Genomic DNA, 19,827 nt, shown 5'->3' with positions numbered 1-19,827 from the left:
CAGGGGGTAAAGCCGGGGATATCTTACCCTCATAAAGGGGTAAGATATGGGTAAGACATCGGTGTTTTATGGAAGGGATATGCTTATCCCTTCATTCTTATTACATTAGCGTATACATACAACCCACTCGTTTGACGCGTCAATCCACAACCATGTTGAAGAACATCACCACCTGTTTCGTTCTGTCGCTGGCGGCCGCCATGGCGGCGAGCTTTGTGCCAGCAGAGCCGCAACCGCCCGCCAAACCGAACGTCATCATCATTTTCATGGACGATATGGGCTACGGCGACCCGGCCTGCTATGGCGGCGGTCCGTACGCCACGCCTAACCTCGACCGGATGGCGGCGCGGGGGATGCGTTTCACGCATTTCTACGCCGCACAGGCCGTGTGTTCCGCTTCGCGGGCGGGATTGCTCACCGGCTGCTATCCCAACCGCATCGGCATCCACAACGCCCTGAACCCCGATTCCAAAATCGCGCTGAACGGGGAAGAGGAAACGATCGCGGAAATCCTCAAAGACCAGGGCTACAAAACCGGCATGGTCGGCAAATGGCACCTGGGCTCGAAAGTGCCGTACCTCCCGCTCCAGAACGGTTTCAGCGAATACCTCGGCCTGCCGTACTCCAACGACATGTGGCCCGTGCATTACGACGGCAAGCCCTACCCGGAAACTTCCAAAGTATGGCGCGCCCGCTACCCGCCCTTGCCGCTTATCGAAGGGAACGAAACCCGCCGCATTATCCGCAGCCTCGACGACCAGGCGGAACTAACCGGCATCTACACCGACCGGGCCTGCGAGTTCATCCGCAAGAATAAAAAGTCGCCCTTTTTCCTTTACATGGCCCACAGCATGCCGCATGTGCCCATTGCCGTGTCGGAAAAATTCAGGGGGAAAAGCGGTGCAGGGCTCTTCGGTGACCTCATGATGGAACTGGACGCATCCGTAGGCCGCATCCTGCAAACACTCGAAGAAAACGGGCTAGACAAGAATACGCTTGTGATTTTCACCAGCGACAACGGTCCCTGGCTCAATTACGGCAACCATGCCGGCAATACCGGCGGCCTTCGCGAAGGGAAAGGCTCCAGCTGGGAAGGCGGCCAGCGCGTGCCCTGCATTATGCAGTGGCCCGGGAAAATTCCCGCCGGCACCATTTGCAACAAGGTGGCCGCTGCGATCGATATCCTGCCAACGGTAGCGGCCGTTTGCGGCGCGGATCTGCCCAAGCGGAAGATCGACGGGCTCAGTATCCTACCCTTGCTCAAAAACGAGCCGGGCGCCAATCCACGTGAGCATTTCGTATACTATTACAACGTCAACAACCTGGAAGCCGTGCGCAAAGGGAATTACAAGCTCGTATTCCCCCATAAGGCCCGCACCTACCGCCTTAATCCCCCCGGATACGACGGCTTCCCCGCACCCGCGCCCGACGTGCCCACCGAAGGCGGGTTGTACGACCTTAGCATCGATCCCGGCGAAACCACGGACGTCAGCAAAGTGTTCCCGCAGGTCGTGAAAGACCTCGAAGCCATCGCCGATAACTACCGCCAGTCGCTCGGCGACGAACTCCGCAAAATGCCCGGCACCGAAAGACGCCCCGCCGCCAAAGTGCAGCCCTGATGCAGTTAACATATCTGCTAAAACCCTCCCGGTAGTTGTACCGGGAGGGTTTTTTATTGCCCGAATGCTCTGTTGGGGGCTGAAATGGCCAACAGCACTGAACATTCATTTCCTGTCGATTGTAATGTATATGCAGTCGTTCTCCCTATTTTTCCCCGTACGCCGCCTGTTTAGCCCTTTCCTTTCAACCCATTTACTGACATTCAAAACTCGTTGATGTATGAAACCAGGCTTACTCATGTTTGTCGCGGTACTGCTGTTCTTTTCCACGGAACATGCACAGGCCGCGATAGCCGGTCCGCCGTTCGACCCCGTGAAAGGGACGGTAAAGGACAAAGACGGGAACCCATTGCCAGGGGTTACCATCCAGATCAAAGGAACCAGCACCGGAACCGTCACCCAGCCTGACGGTACTTATTCCCTGAATGTGACCGACGCCAATGCCGTGCTGATATTTTCCTATATCGGTTATACGCCGCAGGAAGTGCCGCTGGGCGGCCGTTCGGTGATCGATATTGTGCTGGAATCCTCAGCCAGCGAACTGAACCAGGTGGTGGTGGTCGGTTACGGCACCCGCCGCAAGCGCGACCTCACGGGCTCTGTAGGAAGCATTTCCGGCGAAGCCATTGCGGCGCAGCCTGTCAATACCGCTACGCAAGGCGTGCAGGGTAAGCTGGCGGGTGTGCAGATCGTGAGCTCTGGCGCGCCGGGCTCGCAACCGCAGGTGCGCGTCCGTGGTACGGGCAGTATGCTCGCAGGCGCGGAACCTTTGTACGTAGTGGACGGGGTACTGACGAACGATATCCGCAATATCAATACCGCCGATATCCTCACGATGGACGTGCTGAAAGACGCATCCGCTTCCGCCATCTACGGTGTGCGCGCGGCCAATGGAGTGATCATCATCACCACCAAGCGCGGCCGCGCCGGCAAGATGGAAGTGGCTTACAATATGACGGTGGGCTGGCGGGAAGTAGCGAACCAGGTGAAAATGGCCAACGCGTCGCAATACACGGATTACCTGAAAGATGCGGGCCCCAACGTCACCATTCCCGATTACGGGGCCAACAGCGATTGGTACGGCGCGCTCCTGCGCAAGGGATTCCAGCAAACACATAACGTCTCCCTTTCCGGCGGCACCGAGAAATTCCTGTACTATTTCAACGCCGGTTACCTGACCGACGAAGGCATTGTGCAAGGTAACAAATACGACCGCTTCACCATCCGCTCCAACAACGAATGGAACATCGCCGATAACCTGAAATTCGTGGCCCAGGTGTCGTACATGCACAACACCACGCAGAACGTGAACCTCGCCGAAGTGTACAACAACACCTACCGCGCCGCTCCCGTGATCCCCATCACCCGGGATGGCAAATACGGCAATACTTCCGCGTTCCAGAACGTTGGCAATTCCATTTTGTCCATCGATAAGGTCAACGACCGCTACAAGGAAAACCGCCTGCAGGGAACGGGGTACCTGGAATACAGCCCATGGGAATTCATCAAGCTCCGCAGCAGCATCAGCGCCAACCAGGGGTTCCAGAACCGGCGGCGGTATAATGCCGCCTTCCTGAATGATGAAACCACATTCCTCGTGGCCGGCGGCAACCAGCAGCGGCCAGAGAGCCAGCTCACCATGGTGAAGGAAGAAGGGACGGAATGGATCTGGGATAATACCGTAACGTTCCAGCAACGCTTCGACCGCCACGACCTCACCGTACTGGCCGGTTTCACTTCGCAGGAATATGAAGGGAATTATCTCGAAGGGCTGCGCAGGAATGTGCCGAACAGTCCGGATATGTGGTACCTCATCGCGGGGGACCCCAACACTTCCACCAACACGGCCGACGGCGACAAATACGCCCGCCGTTCCTGGCTGGGGCGCGTCAATTACAGTTATGCGGATAAATACCTGTTGACGGTATCGTTCCGTAACGATGCGTCGTCCCGCTTCCCTTCCGATAACAGGAACGGGTACTTCCCGGCGGTGGGCGCCGGCTGGGTGATTTCTGAGGAGCCCTGGATGCCGAAAGACGGCGCCCTGAGCTTCCTGAAGCTCCGCGGCAGCTGGGGGCGCATCGGGAACGACAACATCGCTTCCAACCTCTACATCCTCACCGCCAACTCAGGCCTGCTGTATTTCTTCAACGGCACGCCCACATTAGGTACCAACCTCGCCGATATCAAAGACCGCAACCTGAAATGGGAAACCACCGAAGAATATGATTTCGGCCTTGAATTCGCGTTCCTGGAAAGCAGGCTGACGGGTGAGGTGAATTATTATAACAAGAAAACGAAAGACGCCCTGGTGACCGTGAAAATTCCCGGCCTGCTCGGCGATCCGGATAATGAATACACGACGAATGCCGGCTCGTTCGTTAACCGGGGTTGGGAATTTACGTTGGGATGGAAGGATAACCTGTCGGATGATTTCAGTTACAACATCGGCGGCAATATGACGCTGAACAACAACGAGGTGACAGGCCTCAACCAGGGGCAGCCATTGTTCCGCGGCGGCGTGGGGCAGCAGGGTAATATCACCAAAACGGACAACGGTCAGCCGATCGGTTCTTTCTTCGTGCTGGATGCCATGGGCGTATTCCCCGACCAGGCCGCCATCGATGCGTATGTGGATAAGAACGGGCAGAAGATCCAGCCGAATGCGCAGCCCGGCGATTTGCAATACCGCGATGTGGACGGCAACGGCGCCATCAACGACCTGGACCGTATTTATGCGGGATCGTATCAACCCAAATTTTATTACGGCATCAATGCCGGGTTCAATTACAAAGGGCTTGATTTCAGCATGGATTTTTACGGCAACGCCGGCAATAAAATCTACAACGGGAAGAAGGCATTCCGGTATGAAGTGACGGACAATATCGAGTCGGATTACGCCGACCGCCGCTGGACGGCCAGCCGGCCTTCTGCCACCGATCCGCGCGTCCTGTATGGTAATACGCCTGCATCCACTTATTTCGTGGAGTCGGGGAATTTCTTCCGGCTGAACAACCTGACCGTTGGGTATTCGTTGCCTAAAAATGTGCTGGATGCAATTAAAATAGAAAGGGTGCGCGTGTACCTGACATCGCAGAACCTGTTCACGGTGAAGCGTTTCAGCGGCTTCAGCCCGGAAATGATTTCCAGCAACCCGAAACAGGATGGCTTCCTGAGCCTGCAGAACAGCAGCAGTCCGCTCGAAGCCGGCATAGAACTGAGCCCATATCCCACTACGCGTACATATGCGTTAGGGTTGAACATCACTTTCTAAAAAAAACGGCGACATGAAAAAACTGTTTTATATACCCACTGTGCTGATTGGATCTATGATCCTGTATGCCGCCTGCGGAAAGAGTTTTCTCGATATTCCGCCGCAGGGGCGGGTAACGGAAGATGAGATCCGGACAAACCCCACGGCGGCCATCGACCTGGTCAACGGCGTGTACAACGTGATGTGGCTGGGCGGCTTCGGGCCGGATATCCATGGGCTGCAATTCATCACCCTCACGAGTATCTCCAGCGACGATGCCGATAAGGGCAGCACCCCGCAGGACTATGAGCCTGCCCTCCAGATCGATAATTTCACCTTTACCGCCACCAATCCCATTGTCCAAAACTACTGGACGGGGCTGTACCAGGGCATTGCGCGCTGCAACCAGGCGCTGGATAAATTGCCCCTGAGCCCATTGCCGGAAGCAGATAAAAACCGGCTGATCGGGGAAGTACGTTTTCTGCGCGGATATTTTTATTTTAACCTGGTAAGGACTTACGGCGGCGTTCCCAAGCTCGACCGGGTGCCAACGCCCGACGAAGCCAATTCGGACGAGTTCCAGACACGCGCTTCCGCTGAAGATATTTACCAGCTGATCATCGGCGATCTCCGGTTTGCGGTGGATAACATCCCGGTGAAAGGCGCCACGCAGGTGGGGCGCGTAACGAAGGGAGCGGCGCAGATGCTGCTGGGGAAAGTCTACATGTACCGGGAAGACTGGCAAAACGCTTTCAACCTTTCGCAGGCCGTGGTGAATTCCGGGTTGTATGATACTTTGTCCAATTACGCCGACATCTGGCGGGCAAAGGGCGCCAATTCGATCGAATCCATCTTTGAAGTGCAGACAGGCACCAACGCCGCCTGCAACGCGGCTATCGAGTTGTATGCCAACAGCCAGGGCATTCGTGCGAGGAGGGGATGGTCCGATTTCGGTTTCGGGTTTAACAATCCGAGTGCCGACCTGGCCGCTGCTTATGAGCCGGGCGACAAGCGGAAAGACGCGACCATCATCACCATCCAGCCTAACGGAACGGTGTTGTGGGATGGCTTCCGGGTGCCAAGCCGCGATTCCGTGGAGAACGACAGGTATAATTACAAAGCCTATCACAGCCGGACGCAGGAACCCTACTGCGGGAGCCCCGACCGTACACCGAAAAACCTCCGCGTATTGCGGTATGGCGAATTGCTGCTGCAGTATGCGGAAGCCGCGAATGAACTGGGGAACGGGGCCGAAGCGCTGGCGAAACTGAACATCGTGCGGAGGCGCGCGGGCTTGCCGGCGGCAACGAACGGCGGGCAGGCCGACCTTCGCCAGAAGATCTGGAAGGAAAGGAGAGTAGAGCTGGCGATGGAGCACGACCGCTTCTGGGACCTGGTGCGCACCGGGCGCGCCGGGCAGGTGCTGCGCGCGCACGGCAAGGCTTTCGTAGATAATAAAAACGAGTTGTTCCCCATTCCGCAGGAGCAACGCGTACTTTCCAATAACCGACTGACGCAAAATCCTGGATATGATTGATACGCTTCGTAAATACGCCGTTTTATGTGTGGCAGCGTTGCTCCTGCCTTTAGCGCTGCATGCGCAGCAGAAGAAAAAAAAGATCCCCCGGCAGCAGCTGGGGGATACTGCTTTGGTGACGCTGGTCCAGCAAAAGACTTTCGATTACTTCTGGAAGTTCGCACATCCCGTTTCCGGCCTGGCGCCGGAACGCACCATCACGCCCGATACCGTCACGATCGGCGGTTCCGGGTTTGGGGTGATGGCTATTCTGGTGGGGATTGAAAGAAAATTCATCACGCGGGAAGAAGGGCTGGACCGGTTGCTGAAGATCGTCAACTTCCTCCTGAAAGCCGACCATTACCATGGCATCTGGCCGCATTGGATGCATGGCGGCACGGGTAAAACGGTGCCCTTCAGCCGCCGGGACGACGGCGGGGATGTGGTGGAATCGGCTTTCATGTGGCAGGGGCTGCTGTGCGTCCGGCAGTATTTCGACCGGGATGCACCCAAAGAGCGCGAGCTGCGCGACAAAATCGGCTGGATGTGGAACGAAACGGAATGGAACTGGTACACACAGGGCGGGCAGGATGTGCTGTACTGGCACTGGTCGCCCAACCAGGGATGGGCCATGAACCACCAGATCCGGGGGTACAACGAATGCCTGATCGCCTATGTGCTGGCGGCTTCTTCGCCCACTTATCCCATTTCGCCGAAGGCCTATCACCAGGGCTGGGCGGTGAATACGCATTTCTATAACGGGAATGAATATCTCGGTATCAAGCTGCCACTGGGTTTTCCGTACGGAGGGCCGCTCTTCTTCGCCCATTATTCTTTCCTCGGCCTCGATCCACGCGGGCTGAAAGATCAGTATGCCGACTATTGGGAACAGAACCGCAACCATACCCTCATCAACCGGCAATACTGTATCGACAATCCAAAGAAATTCAAAGGTTACGGGCCGGAATGCTGGGGCCTTACCGCCAGCGACAACCATGAATTCTATAATGCGCATAGCCCCACGAACGATCTGGGCGTGATCACGCCTACGGCGGCTTTATCGTCGTTCCCCTATACCCCGGAATATTCCATGCAGGCGATGCGTCATTTTTACGACAAGCTGGGCGACCGCCTCTGGGGTGAGTATGGCTTTTATGATGCCTTCAACGAAACCACGAACTGGTTTGATTACCAGTACCTGGCCATTGACCAGGGCCCGATCGTGGTGATGATAGAAAACTACCGCAGCGGGCTGCTGTGGCGGCTTTTCATGAGTTGCCCGGAAGTAAAAACGGGACTGAAAAGATTGGGGTTCAGCAGTCCCGCCCTCTGATTGGCGAATCCAGTATCAGTATCCGTTAAAAAAATGTTTTGATTACTGCAACCGATTGCATAATTTCGGATCCAGGTTTGCGGCACCGATTGAAAGGAAGCGTGTATGAATCGCTGCAAACGTTTGCCTAAATAACACGTCGTCAACGTCAACAGCAAGTATGTATGTATATGCCCTGCGGGGCACCGCGTTATGAAAAGTAGTATCATGTACTTTTCCAATCCATTCAAGCTTTCCTGAAGTCCATGGGCGCCGCGGCTTTGGCCGTATGCCTGTGGACGGGAAAGCATTTTCCGGAGCGAATAAAAAGTGTGTAATACCGATATGAACAGAAGATTCAAAGGCTGGATGGCTGCCTGGCTGTGCTGTACCGCTACGGTGGCGATGGCGCAGCAACACGATCCCTTATTGCAACTCTGGTACCGCCAGCCTGCGGCCAACTGGAACCAGGCGCTGCCGGTGGGCAACGGGCGCATCGGGGCGATGGTTTTTGGTGGGGTGGAAGAAGAACAACTGCAACTGAACGAAGCGTTTTTGTGGAGCGGCGGGCCCGGAGTAGGCAACAATCCCGGCGCCTACAACACCTTGCCCCTGGTGCGCCAGGCGCTCTGGAACGGGGAATACCTGAAGGCAGACTCGCTCAGCCGGCTGATGCTCGGCCCTTATTCGGCCCGCTACCTCACACTGGGGGGGCTTTTCCTCAAACCTGCCCATGCCGGAAACGCCTCCGGCTACGAGCGTTCCCTCGACCTGAACACGGCCCGGGCACATGTTAAATATAAGGATAACGGGGTGGAATACACGCGCGAGATGTTCGTGTCGTACCCCGATCAGCTCCTGGTGATCCGCTGGAAAAGCAGCCGTAAAAAGGCGCTGGACTTCACCGTGGGTTTCCGCAACCCCATGCAGTCGGTGGTGACCACCATGGACCGCGACCACCTGGTCATGAAAGGGCAGTGCCCTTCGTACGTGCCGCACCGGCCGTATGAAAAGCGTGGCATTGAATATGATCCGGCTAAAGGCATACCGTACGAAGTGCATGTGAAAGCCCGGCTGACCGATGGCAAATCCTTCGCCGACGGCCAGCAGCTGCATATCCAGGGCGCCACGGAAGTGACGCTGCTCGTTTCCGTCGGAACGGGCTTCAACGGTCCGTTCAACAACCCGGTGCTGCATGGCCGCCGGCCGGACTCCGCTGCACTGGCGCCGTTGCAGCATGCGTCAAAAATGACATACAATACCCTGCTGCAAAGGCACCTCGCCGATTACCAGCCGCTTTTCCATCGCGTGGCGCTCGACCTGGGGCAAGACTCTTCTTCCATAAAGCCTACAGACGTGCGGTTGAAAGAATACACCCAGGCAGGCGGGAACCGTGATCCCCAGCTCACTACGCTTCTTTACCAGTTCGGGCGGTATCTTATGATCGCAGGGTCGAGAAAGGGCGGGCCGGCCATGAACCTGCAGGGCATCTGGAATGATAAAGTGCAGCCGCCCTGGGGCTCCAACTATACGACCAACATCAACACCGAAATGAATTACTGGCCGGCGGAAACGGCCAACCTGTCTGAATGCGCCACGCCGCTGTTCGAGTTTATCGGTCAGCTCGCCGAGAACGGGAAAGAAACGGCGAAAGTGAATTACGGGCTGGGCGGCTGGACCGTTCACCACAACGCCGATGTCTGGGCCATTACCGCGCCTTCCGGCGGGTTCGACTGGCGGGATCCGCGGGGCGATCCGCGCTGGGGCATTTGGCCCATGGCCGGCGCCTGGTTCTGCCGCCACCTTTGGGAACATTACGCGTATACGAACGACAGTCTTTTCCTCGCTCAAACCGCCTACCCGCTCATGAAGGGGGCCACCGAATTCATGCTCGGATGGCTGGTGAAGGATACAGCGGGGCATTGGGTGACCAATCCTTCCACTTCCCCCGAAAATAACTTCCTGATAAACGGTGCGCGGAAAGGTTCCGTGAGCATCGCTTCTACGATGGATATCGCCATCATCCACGACCTCCTCAACCGCACCGCGCAGGCGGCTACAATACTGGGGCGCGATAAGGAACTGGTGTCGCAGATACGGCAGAAGCTGAAAAACCTGTACCCGTTCCAGGCGGGCCGGCTCGGCCAGTTGCAGGAATGGTACCTCGATTGGGACGGTCCCAACGACAAGCACCGCCACCTGTCGCATCTCTACGGCCTCTTCCCGGGTAACGCCATCACACCGCGGAGGGAACCGGAACTGGCTGCTGCGGCCAAACGCAGTTTGCTCCTCCGGGGCGATGGCGGCACCGGCTGGTCCAAAGCCTGGAAGATCAACTGGTGGGCGCGGCTGGAAGACGGCGACCATGCGTACACGATGCTCAACAAGCAATTGTTTCTTGCGGAAATGGATTCCATCAGCGTGGCCGATAACAGCGGCGGTTCTTACGCCAACCTGTTCGATGCGCATCCGCCCTTCCAGATCGACGGCAACTTCGGCGTCACCTCCGGGATTACGGAGATGCTGGTGCAGAGCCACGACGGCGTGATCCATCTGCTGCCCGCGTTACCGTCTGCCTGGCCGAATGGCAGTGTGAAGGGATTGAAAGTAAAAGGCGGGATGGAAGTGGATATCACCTGGAAGAACGGGAAGCTGGTTACGGCGGACATCCGCTCGGCCAAGAATGCCGGAGGCCGGATTATCCGGACCAATGTGCCGGTGGATATTGCCGCTCCGGCGGCTGCCGTAGCGAACAGCGGGGGGCTGAAGGATTACGGATATGCGGTGAACAAGCGCATAGCCGAGCCGGATAAGCTGCCGGAGCTCCGGTTGCCGGCAGTGGAGGATAAGGCGGTGCTCATTCAAAAAGGTAAAACGACGATCAAAGCGAAATAATGAGAAAACTGCTTTTGCTGCCGATATGCCTGTTATGCATGCATACATTGCTGGCGCAGGAAACAGACTGGCTGAAGCGCGCATTGGCAGTGCGTTCTGCGCAGATCCGAAAAGATGCGGCCTGGGCCATGCAGCAGCAGCCGGTAACAGTCACCGCAGCGTGGTGCGGCCGCAGTGCCGGCGGAAGGCACGACTTTTGCTCCGAAGGCGATTACTGGTGGCCGGACCCGAAGCATCCGGATAGTCCGTACGTGCAGCGCGACGGGCAAACGAACCCCGGGAACTTCGTGGCGCACCGCCAGGCGATGGTCCGGTTTAGCCGGGTGGCAGGGGCATTGGCGGCGGCGTACGTGGCCGATGGGAATAAGGCGCGTCTGGAGCATGCGAAGCGGCATATCCTGGCCTGGTTTGCGGATAGTGCGACGCGGATGGCGCCGCACCTGTTGTATGCCCAGGCGATCAAGGGGAGGGCTACCGGCCGGGGGATCGGCATCATCGATACGATTCACTTGTTGGAGGTGGCGCAGGCGTTGCGGATCATGGAAAAGGCCGGCGTAATCAGGGGGCGGGAGCTGGAAGCGGTGCGCCGGTGGTTCAGGGAATACCTGCAATGGATGACGGAGCACCCATACGGTAAAGATGAAATGAATGCGAAGAACAACCACGGCACCTGCTGGGCGATGCAGGTAGCGGCGTTTGCTTCGTTTTTGAAAGACAGTTCGTGGCTGGAATTTTGCGAACGCCGGTACCGGGAAGTGTTGTTGCCCGGCCAGATGGCGGAGGACGGCAGCTTTCCGCTGGAACTGCGACGAACAAAACCTTACGGTTATGCGTTATTCAATCTGGATGCCATGACCACTATTTGCCAGATTTTGGGCCCGCGGGGCGGGGGGATCTGGCGATTTGAAGATTCCGCAGGGAGATCGGTTGGCAAAGGCATATCCTTTATGTTCCCTTACGTTCAGCATAAAAATTTATGGCCTTACGGCAAAGATGTGATGTATTGGGACGAATGGCCAATGGCGCATCCCTTTCTGTTGTTTGCGGCCGCGGCCTATGGGAGGGAGGATTATTTCCGGTTGTGGGAGCGTTTGCCCCATGGCTCGGAAGTGGAGGAGGTATTGCGCAACCTGCCCGTCCGTCATCCTGAAATATGGATGGTTAATATTTAGGAAAAAGAATTGTATTCACAATAAAGCTATTCAAAGTTTTACTGTAGACGTGGAATATGATAACGCCGGTCTCGTCTGAGCCGGCATCTTTTTTTTGTACAGGAGTTATGATAATCAGATTTTTTCTGTCTGAATTTGGCGGGCTAATTGGCTGTAATGGCTGATTACTTCTGGAGATTCTTTATCAATAGCCGATAATTTTTTCGCCAGGTCCATGATCAGTTGGCGGAGATCAGGTGATGGAGCTTTGAAGACGTTGCATCGGCAGTAATCTTATATAAGTAGGCAATTACCTGTTCGGCAAGGAAATGCATAAAGTCTGCCGGTAAAACTTCGTAGAGTTTCAATGCTTCTGTTAATGTAAAGTCGCCGTCCGTTACAGTTTGCAGGACTGTCATACACTTTCTGTCCATCTCAGTCAAATTGCTGCTATTGAGCAATTCGTCGCCAATATGTGCAGATTCATTTTTCATGACTGTTTGTGTTTTATTCGGATACGAGTGATATAAAATTAACCAATTGCTGTCTATCGTGCAAATCGACTTCACCGTGCCACGAACAGCTTATCAATACTTTTTCCATAAAAGGGAGTTCTGCCCATTTGAATATCGGAAAGGCCTGGCCTTGTGGGGATTTCTTGTAATAATTGTTGTATATCCTTTCGATGGCTTGAAATTCATTGTTTTGCAGTTTGTTTTTTGCTAATGCCAGTATTTCCTTCACTTCTCTTGGATATATTGCGTTGAATCTCAATTTAGCCCAAACTACGCTTCCTTCTCTCACAGCGAACAGTCTGCATCGACGTACACCTATGTTTAATCATTGCTGGAGGAAATTCTTGTAAATGTATTTTGCAACACCTTTGTTCCGGTATTGGGTGGGAACTTGTAAATAGTCATTTAGTAGTATACATTCTTCATCTTCCCTGACGAAAGTTCTACGAAGTCCCCAGGCGGAACGTTCGTCTTCAAGATTTCCGTTTTCAATTTCTATAATTAGTCTTGGCGGTTTGTCTTTTGATACAATCCGTTTAACAATCCTCAAGGTTGTTCCCTGCGAGAAAATTGGCACAATCCCCGCCAACAGCGATAGTAAATCAAGGTTGGGGAAATTTTCCCGGATAAAAGCATATAGATCTGCCATATCGGTTTTAATGGTGAATCCCAACGCTTTAATAGCGTCGATTTCTTTCGGGTTGATTGTATGTGAATATCCTTTCATTGAATTGCGCACTATTTTTATTTCCATCCATTTATGGATGGAAATAAAAATAGTGCTAAAAGGAATAGAGAAATTTTTTGTTACATATTATTTGAAGGTATAAATACAGGCTATGTTTAATAAATGCACAGATGCTGAAGTGTGCGACGCAACGGCGGCTGCATAGGGATGGGCAGCTGGTTTCACCTGCTTTTAAATGCATTGCATAGCACGCCGCAAGCGGCCTTATTCTGCAGCAAACGGATGCATGAACGATTGCCGGCAATAGTACCGGTACTTCACAAAATTTCCGGGGAAATGTGTGCGTCAGGGCGTGCCGTTGACGATGGCGGGATGCAGTTCTACCGCCAGTTTGAATAGCACGTCGCGGAGGAGCTCCGCGTCTTTTTCCCCGATGATGGTGGTGTAATAGGATTGTATGTCCTGTACGGCGCCGAACATATCGATCATCAGCTGCTTCCCTTTTTCGCTGAGGAAAATCACCGTGGCGCGGTTGTCGGTTTCGTGCTTGCGGGTAATGATGTAGCCGATGGCTTCCAGGTTTTTCACCACTTTGCTCATCGCCTGCTTGGTGATGCGGGCCTTTTTCGCCAGTTCATTGTTAATCGTTCCTTCCGTGGAAATGTTCGCCATGAGCACCATGTCCCCGATTTTGAAATCGGCGTACCCGTTCTTTTGTAAATGCTCCGTTAACCTAGCGTCGTAATCTTTCTTGACGATGCTCAAAAGCCTGATCAACAGTTTTGGTCGAAGCGCAATAATATCAGCCAGTTGCTTGTCTCTGTCAGTTGTAGTCATAATCGTGCGGCCAGTTTTGGATGAATGGCTAAAAATAATCGCCTTTTGTCATACAAAGATAATAAAAATTTAAAAAGGTCAACTTATTTGTCTATTTGGTAAACTGAGTTTACCTTTGGCGCCATTTCTTGAAAAACACACACATCATGGAAACTGCACCCGCAAGCCCCCGGAGGGGCAAACTCGTGGCGAGGCTCATCTTCATCGCCATTCTCATTATCGGCGCCATTTTCGGCATTAAACAGTGGATGTACGCCCGCCACCACGAAACCACCGACAATGCCCAGGTAGAAGGGCACTCCGCGCCCGTGATCGCCAGGGTAGCCGGATATGTAAAAGGTCTCAACGTACAGGATTACGGGAACGTTCAACTGCGCGATACGCTCGTTACCATAGACGACGAAGAATACCGCATCGCCCTCCGGCAGGCGGAGGCTGACGCCCGGCAGGCCGAAGCCGATCTGGCCACGGCCCGGGCCAACCTGGCCAATGCCAGTGCCGGTATCACCGTAGCGCAATCCAATGCACAGGTGGCGCTCGTCCGGAAAGACAAATCCTCGGCCGACCTCCGCCGCGACCAGGCCCTGTTCGACGACCAGGCTATCACCAACCGCCAGCTCGACGATACCAGGGCCGCCAGCCTCACCAACGACAAACAATACCTTGCCGCCCAGGATAATATCACCCTGGCGAAGTCTTCCGTGCAGGTAGCGGCCGCGAAGGTCCAGCAGGCGGAAGCGCTCCTGGCCAGCAAGCAGGCAGCGGTGGAACAAGCCAAACTGAAGCTCGGCTACACACATGTAACGGCGAATATCGCAGGCCGTATCGGCAGGAAGAACATCGAGCCGGGGCAGTTCGTACAGGCGGGGCAGCCCCTCTTCACCATTGTAGACGAGAACGGGTTCTACATCGTGGCCAACTTCAAGGAAACGCAGCTGGCGCATATCACAGTAGGCCAGGAGGCCGACATTGAAGTAGACGGCTTCAGCGACCTGCACCTGAAGGGCCATGTAACGGCGATCTCCCGTGCTACCGGGGCTAAATTCTCCCTGCTGCCTCCAGACAATGCCACCGGCAACTTCGTGAAAATCGTTCAGCGCGTTCCTGTTAAAATCTCCATTGACAACGCCGACCAATACCTCGACCGCCTCCGCGCCGGCCTGAGCGTGGAAGTGGCTTTAAAATATTAAGGGCATGACAGCGAAACCAAAAGGCCTCGCCAAATGGATCATCGTGGCCACGGTCATCTCCGCCACCATGCTGGAGCTGATCGATACCACGATCGTAAACGTGGCGCTGTCGCAGATCAGCGGCAACCTCGGCGCCACCATCGAGGACGCTTCCTGGGTCATCACCGCTTACGCCATCGCCAACGTGATCGTGATCCCCATGACCGGGTTCCTTGCTTCTTATTTCGGCCGTAAAAACTATTACCTCACTTCCATTCTCATCTTCACGTTCGCCTCGTACATGTGCGGGCAGTCGGGCAGCCTGTGGGAACTGGTGGCCTGGCGCTTCCTGCAGGGCGTTGGCGGCGGCGCGCTGTTGAGCACTTCGCAGTCGATCCTGTTCGATACGTTCGAGATCTACGAACGGCCCACGGCTTCGGCGATCTTCGGGATGGGCGTGATTATCGGTCCAACCGTTGGTCCCACGCTCGGCGGGATCATCGTGGATAATTTCCACTGGTCGCTCATCTTCGACCTCAACGTTCCCATCGGCATCATCGCCGCGTTCCTCGTTTTCTCGTTCATCGACAAGCAGCCGAACGAGTACAACATCAACCGGAAAGCCATCAAGATCGATTACTTCGGCATCCTGCTGCTCTGCATCTGGGTGGGAAGTTTGCAATACATCCTGGAGAAAGGGCAGTCGGAAGACTGGTTCGAAGCGACGCACATCACCGTGCTCACCGTGGCCGCGGCCGTGGCTTTCATCACATTCATCTGGTGGGAACTGCGGACCGATGCACCGGCCGTCAACCTGCATGTACTTAAAAACCGGACGCTGGCGATCACGACGCTGCTCACGTTTATCATGGGGATGGGGATTTATTGTTCGATGTTCGTGTATCCCGTCTGGATGCAGCGCGTCATGGGGTATACGCCCACGCTCACCGGTGAAAGCCTCTTTCCCGGGGCGATCATGGCGGCGATTATGATGCCCATGGTAGGTAAAGCCATCCAGCGCGGCGTTCCGCCGAAATATCTCATTACCGCCGGCTTCCTGATGTTCGCGATATTCTGCTTCTGGATGTCTGCCGCCAGTCCGGATGCGGGAGAAATGTTCTTCTTCTGGCCCTTACTGCTGCGGGGTATCGGCTCCGCCATGCTGAGCGTGCCGCTCACCAACCAGGCGGTATCGGGACTAACGCCCAGGGAAATGCCGCAGGGGATCGCCATCAACAACATGCTGCGCCAGCTGGGCGGTTCCTTCGGGATCGCGTTCATGAACACTTACGTGGCGCGCCAGTACCTGGAGCACCGTACGCAGCTGCTGCCCTATGTGGGGCCGGATAGCCCCGTGGCCACGGAGCGCCTCCAGCAAATGGGCAACGCTTTGGCTGCAAAGGGAATGGCGGTGGCGGACGCCCATCGCGCGAGCTTGTCGATGCTCGATGGGCTCGTCACCAAACAGGCCTATATTCTCACTTACCTCGACGCATTCCGCATCGTGGGGATCTTCTTCGTTTGCGTGCTGCCGTTGATGCTGTTCGTGAAGAAAAGGAACCTCAGCGCCGACGCCATGAAGGAAGCGGCGGAACATGCGCATTGATATCAAAAACACACAGAACATGAAAAAAGCACTGATCATCATATTGACCTGCACGACCGGAGGGGCTTTCGCACAAACGGCCCCCGGGGAGCTGAAAACCCTCGTGCAGCAGTCATTCTCCCATTTCACGCAGATCAAGGCGATGGAAACGCAACAGCGCATCGCCGCCGATCAGACCACCCTCGCCAAAACAAGCCGCCTTCCGGAAGTGAGCGGAACGGCCACTTACAGCCATGTGTACCCGGTTCCCAAAGTGCAATTGCCCGGCAGCGATTTCACTTTCCAGCCGGTGCCTTCCGAGAACATCAATGCCGGCATCGAAGCAAGGCAGCTGCTGCTCGATTTCGGCAAATCCGGCAGCCAGATCAGGAAATCGCAGGCGCAGGCGGGACTCCTGGGCGTACAAACCGCCGAAGCCCGCGAAGAGCTCGCTTACCAGGTGGCCAACGTCTACCTGAACATCACTTTCCTGCAGGATAACATCGCCGTGCAAGACGCAAACATCCATCTGCTGGAGGAAACAGAAACGATGGTGGAAAACAAGCTGAAGCACGGAGACGCAATCGACCTCGATCTCATCAACACCCGCGTGAAGCTCGAATCGTACCGCAACAAGAAAGTCGATTTCACGAATTCATTGCAAAAACAACTCGCCGCGCTGGAATACCTCACGGGCGAACAACTGAAAGATTCGGTGCATTCCGATTTCGCCTGGGCCATTCCGCCGGCTGAAGACTTTGATCATAATGCGGCGATGCGTACTTCCCTGGAAAAGGAAAAAGTAGCGGAAACCGGTATCGATATCGCGAAGGCGCAGTATAAGCCTTCGCTGTTCCTGAATGCCGGTACGGGTTTCAAGAATGGATACCTGCCCGAGATCACCACGCCGAAGTTCAATTACTACGCCGGCGTGAGCCTTTCGGTGCCGATCTATAACGGTAAAAAACTCCGCACACAGGAACATATGGCCGCCACCGAAGCGGAAATCGCGAAGCTGCATACGCAGGATGTGAAAGAAAGCCTGAAGAAAGAAGCGGCGCAGCAAAACGCTGATCTGTCGGCCGGAAGGGAAAGGCTGCAAACAGCAGAAGTGTTGCTGCAACAGGCGAACCGCGCCCTTACGCTGGCGCAGAGCCGCTACCGCAACGGCGTGATCACTTACCTCGACCTGCAGAACGCGCAGACCTCGCTGCTCGAAGCGCAGCTGTCTAAGATCCAGTACCAGTACCAGTTATCGCTGGCAGGGCTGGAGCTGATGCACCTCAGCGGACAAGAATTTTGGAAACAATAACCACCGTTTCATTGGTTTTGTTTTCGTAGTGTGTGTTTAAACAAAAAAGGCCCGGTCTTTCGAAGACCGGGCTATTTTTTATCCATTGAAGTAAAGTGAGATTATTTTCCTGCGATCCCCATTTCGAGGCCGCGCAGTTCGGCTAGCCCGCGGAGGCGGCCGATGGCGCTGTAGCCGGGATTGGTTTTCTTGTGGAGGTCGTCCAGCATCTGGTGGCCATGGTCGGGGCGCATGGGGATGGAAACGCCCCTGCGCTTCATGACGGCAAGGATGTTTTTCACCACGCTGTACATGTCCACATCACCTTCGAGGTGATTGGCTTCGTAGAAGTTGCCCAGCGCGTCGCGCTTGGTGGAGCGGAGGTGGATGAAGTGGATGTGATCGCCGAGGCGGTCGATCATACCGGGAAGGTCGTTATCGTCCCGCACGCCGTAGGAGCCGGTGCAGAAGCAGAGCCCGTTGGAAGGGGAAACGATAGTAGCCAGCAGTTCGCGGGCATCCTGTTCGGTGCTCACCACGCGGGGGAGGCCGAGGATGGCGTACGGAGGATCGTCTGGGTGGATGGCCAGTTTCACGCCCACTTCTTCGGCTACCGGCACGATTTGCTGGAGGAAGTAGAAGAGGTGCAGCTTGAGTTTGATGGCGTCGATGTCTTTATATTTATCCAGCGCCTGCTGGAAAAGTTCGAGGGTGAAGCTTTCTTCGGAACCGGGGAGGCCGGCGATGATGTTGCGCTGGAGCAGCGCTTTTTCGTCGGCCGTCATGCTGTCGAATTGCTCCTTGGCGCGGGAGATTTCTTCTTCGGGATAATCATTCTCCGCACCGGGGCGCTGGAGCATGAAGAGGTCGAATGCCATGAACTGGGCTTTGTCGAACCGGAGGGCCTTGGAACCGTCTTCCACGGTGTAGGCCAGGTCGGTGCGGGTCCAGTCGAGCACGGGCATGAAATTATATGTAACGGTGTAGATACCGCATGCCGCGAGGTTGCGGAGCGATTGCTGGTAGTTTTTGATGTAGTCTTTGAAGCGGCCGGTCTGCGTCTTGATGTCTTCATGCACGGGCACGCTTTCCACAACAGACCATACGAGGCCTGCGGCTTCGATCTCCTGTTTGCGCTGCATGATTTCTTCTTTGGTCCATACAGTGCCGTTGGGAATGTGATGGAGGGCAGTAACGATACCTGTGGCGCCGGCTTGCCGGATATCGGAAAGGCTCACCGGATCTTTGGGGCCGAACCACCGCCAGGTCTGTTCCATTCTCAGCATAAACTTGCGATTTTTTTTAGTTTCCCAAAATTAGCATTACGAACCAGATAAGCAAATTATCTGAAAGGAATTTGTCAAACGTTTGCGGGGGCTTGAATGAGAATCACGGCCAGATCCATCACATTGGTGTTGGTGGGGCCGGTGCGGATGTGGGTATGGGTTTGATGGAAGTAATGCCAGCTGTCATTGTTTTCGAGGAAGGGCAGGGGATCGGGCCCCTGTGCCAGGGTTTCCGCATCGATGACGGCGCCCGCTGCGTCGGTGGGGCCGTCGATACCATCGGTGCCGGCGGCGAGGAAAGTGATGTTGGGCGCATCTTTCAGCAACATGCCCGCTGCCAGCGCCAGTTCCTGGTTGCGCCCGCCCAGGCCGTTGCCTGCTACCTGCACGGTGGATTCTCCGCCGGCGAGGAGGCACGCAGGGAAAGGACCGTCATAAGCCAGCGCCTGTTGCACCAGCGAAGCGGCCAGCTCGCGGGCCCTGCCGGTAGCGTTGTCGGTGAGGATCTTGGCGTGATAACCCAGTTCCGTGGCTTTTTGTGCCGCGGCTTCCAGCGCGATGCGGTTGCTCGCCGCCACCACGTGGGTGGCATGCGGCAGCTCCCCGGGGCGCGCGGTTTCAGGGACCAGCCCCGCGGCGCCCTGCTCCAGGTGCAGAAGAATGCCGGAAGCGATGCGGTCGCGGAGCTGGTATTTATCGATGATGGCCAG

The 19,827-nt window shown here is 55.6% G+C and carries 14 protein-coding genes; 9 read left to right on the top strand and 5 right to left on the bottom strand.

Annotated elements, in window-relative coordinates; translation table 11 throughout:
- Positions 1 to 152 precede the first annotated feature (152 nt).
- The 6 genes from Q0510_RS05935 (at position 153) to Q0510_RS05910 (ending at position 11,767) form a co-directional block, all read left to right on the top strand.
- Entirely contained in the window at positions 153 to 1,619 is a 1,467-nt protein-coding gene (locus tag Q0510_RS05935; protein WP_298709127.1) for a sulfatase, read from the top strand.
- A 220-nt stretch (positions 1,620 to 1,839) separates the two neighbouring features.
- The gene (locus Q0510_RS05930; protein ID WP_298709126.1) at positions 1,840 to 4,893 is read left to right on the top strand and encodes a TonB-dependent receptor; all 3,054 of its coding nucleotides are present in this window, start codon (positions 1,840 to 1,842) and stop codon (positions 4,891 to 4,893) included.
- A gap of 13 nt (positions 4,894 to 4,906) precedes the next feature.
- A complete protein-coding gene (locus Q0510_RS05925) occupies positions 4,907 to 6,409 on the top strand; it encodes a RagB/SusD family nutrient uptake outer membrane protein (protein WP_298709124.1) in 1,503 nt (500 codons plus the stop codon).
- Positions 6,402 to 7,721 carry a glucoamylase family protein gene (locus tag Q0510_RS05920; RefSeq protein ID WP_298709122.1) on the top strand — a complete coding sequence of 440 codons (1,320 nt, stop codon included), beginning with the start codon at positions 6,402 to 6,404 and terminating at the stop codon, positions 7,719 to 7,721. Before Q0510_RS05925 ends, Q0510_RS05920 begins: the two co-directional genes overlap by 8 nt.
- 324 nt (positions 7,722 to 8,045) lie before the next feature.
- Entirely contained in the window at positions 8,046 to 10,595 is a 2,550-nt protein-coding gene (locus Q0510_RS05915; RefSeq protein ID WP_298709120.1) for a glycoside hydrolase family 95 protein, read from the top strand.
- Positions 10,595 to 11,767 carry an alginate lyase family protein gene (locus Q0510_RS05910; RefSeq protein WP_298709118.1) on the top strand — a complete coding sequence of 391 codons (1,173 nt, stop codon included), beginning with the start codon at positions 10,595 to 10,597 and terminating at the stop codon, positions 11,765 to 11,767. Before Q0510_RS05915 ends, Q0510_RS05910 begins: the two co-directional genes overlap by 1 nt.
- A 218-nt stretch (positions 11,768 to 11,985) precedes the next feature.
- On the opposite strand, the gene Q0510_RS05905 is transcribed toward Q0510_RS05910, so the two are convergent.
- From Q0510_RS05905 to Q0510_RS05895, 3 genes are all read right to left on the bottom strand, one after another.
- Entirely contained in the window at positions 11,986 to 12,240 is a 255-nt protein-coding gene (locus tag Q0510_RS05905) for a hypothetical protein (RefSeq protein ID WP_298709117.1), read from the bottom strand.
- A gap of 346 nt (positions 12,241 to 12,586) precedes the next feature.
- Positions 12,587 to 12,988, bottom strand: coding sequence for a hypothetical protein (locus tag Q0510_RS05900; RefSeq protein ID WP_298709116.1), 402 nt, complete (start codon positions 12,986 to 12,988; stop codon positions 12,587 to 12,589).
- Positions 12,989 to 13,294: 306 nt separating this feature from the next.
- Positions 13,295 to 13,786, bottom strand: a complete 492-nt coding sequence (locus tag Q0510_RS05895) for a MarR family transcriptional regulator (protein ID WP_298709115.1) — start codon at positions 13,784 to 13,786, stop codon at positions 13,295 to 13,297.
- A 146-nt stretch (positions 13,787 to 13,932) separates the two neighbouring features.
- Here Q0510_RS05895 and Q0510_RS05890 point away from each other — a divergent pair, with 146 nt between their 5' ends.
- From Q0510_RS05890 to Q0510_RS05880, 3 genes are read left to right on the top strand one after another with little or no spacing between them, the layout of a single operon-like run.
- The gene (locus Q0510_RS05890; protein WP_298709113.1) at positions 13,933 to 14,976 is read left to right on the top strand and encodes an HlyD family secretion protein; all 1,044 of its coding nucleotides are present in this window, start codon (positions 13,933 to 13,935) and stop codon (positions 14,974 to 14,976) included.
- A 4-nt stretch (positions 14,977 to 14,980) separates the two neighbouring features.
- The gene (locus Q0510_RS05885; protein ID WP_298709112.1) at positions 14,981 to 16,561 is read left to right on the top strand and encodes a DHA2 family efflux MFS transporter permease subunit; all 1,581 of its coding nucleotides are present in this window, start codon (positions 14,981 to 14,983) and stop codon (positions 16,559 to 16,561) included.
- Between the two features lie 19 nt (positions 16,562 to 16,580).
- Positions 16,581 to 17,852, top strand: a complete 1,272-nt coding sequence (locus Q0510_RS05880) for a TolC family protein (protein ID WP_298709111.1) — start codon at positions 16,581 to 16,583, stop codon at positions 17,850 to 17,852.
- Positions 17,853 to 17,953: 101 nt separating this feature from the next.
- Here Q0510_RS05880 and uxuA read toward each other — a convergent pair whose 3' ends face one another.
- Together uxuA and Q0510_RS05870 are read right to left on the bottom strand one after the other, a co-directional pair.
- Positions 17,954 to 19,117, bottom strand: coding sequence for a mannonate dehydratase (gene uxuA, locus Q0510_RS05875; RefSeq protein WP_298709109.1), 1,164 nt, complete (start codon positions 19,115 to 19,117; stop codon positions 17,954 to 17,956).
- Between the two features lie 74 nt (positions 19,118 to 19,191).
- Positions 19,192 to 19,827, bottom strand: a 636-nt coding sequence (locus tag Q0510_RS05870; protein ID WP_298709107.1) for an MOFRL family protein, incomplete at its 5' end; no start/stop codon positions are given.

It is taken from the genome of uncultured Chitinophaga sp., assembly GCF_937874145.1.
In the GTDB taxonomy this organism is placed as follows: domain Bacteria; phylum Bacteroidota; class Bacteroidia; order Chitinophagales; family Chitinophagaceae; genus Chitinophaga.
The sequence above is the reverse complement of the archived record's forward strand: the minus strand, read 5'-3'. Positions and strand labels throughout refer to the sequence as shown.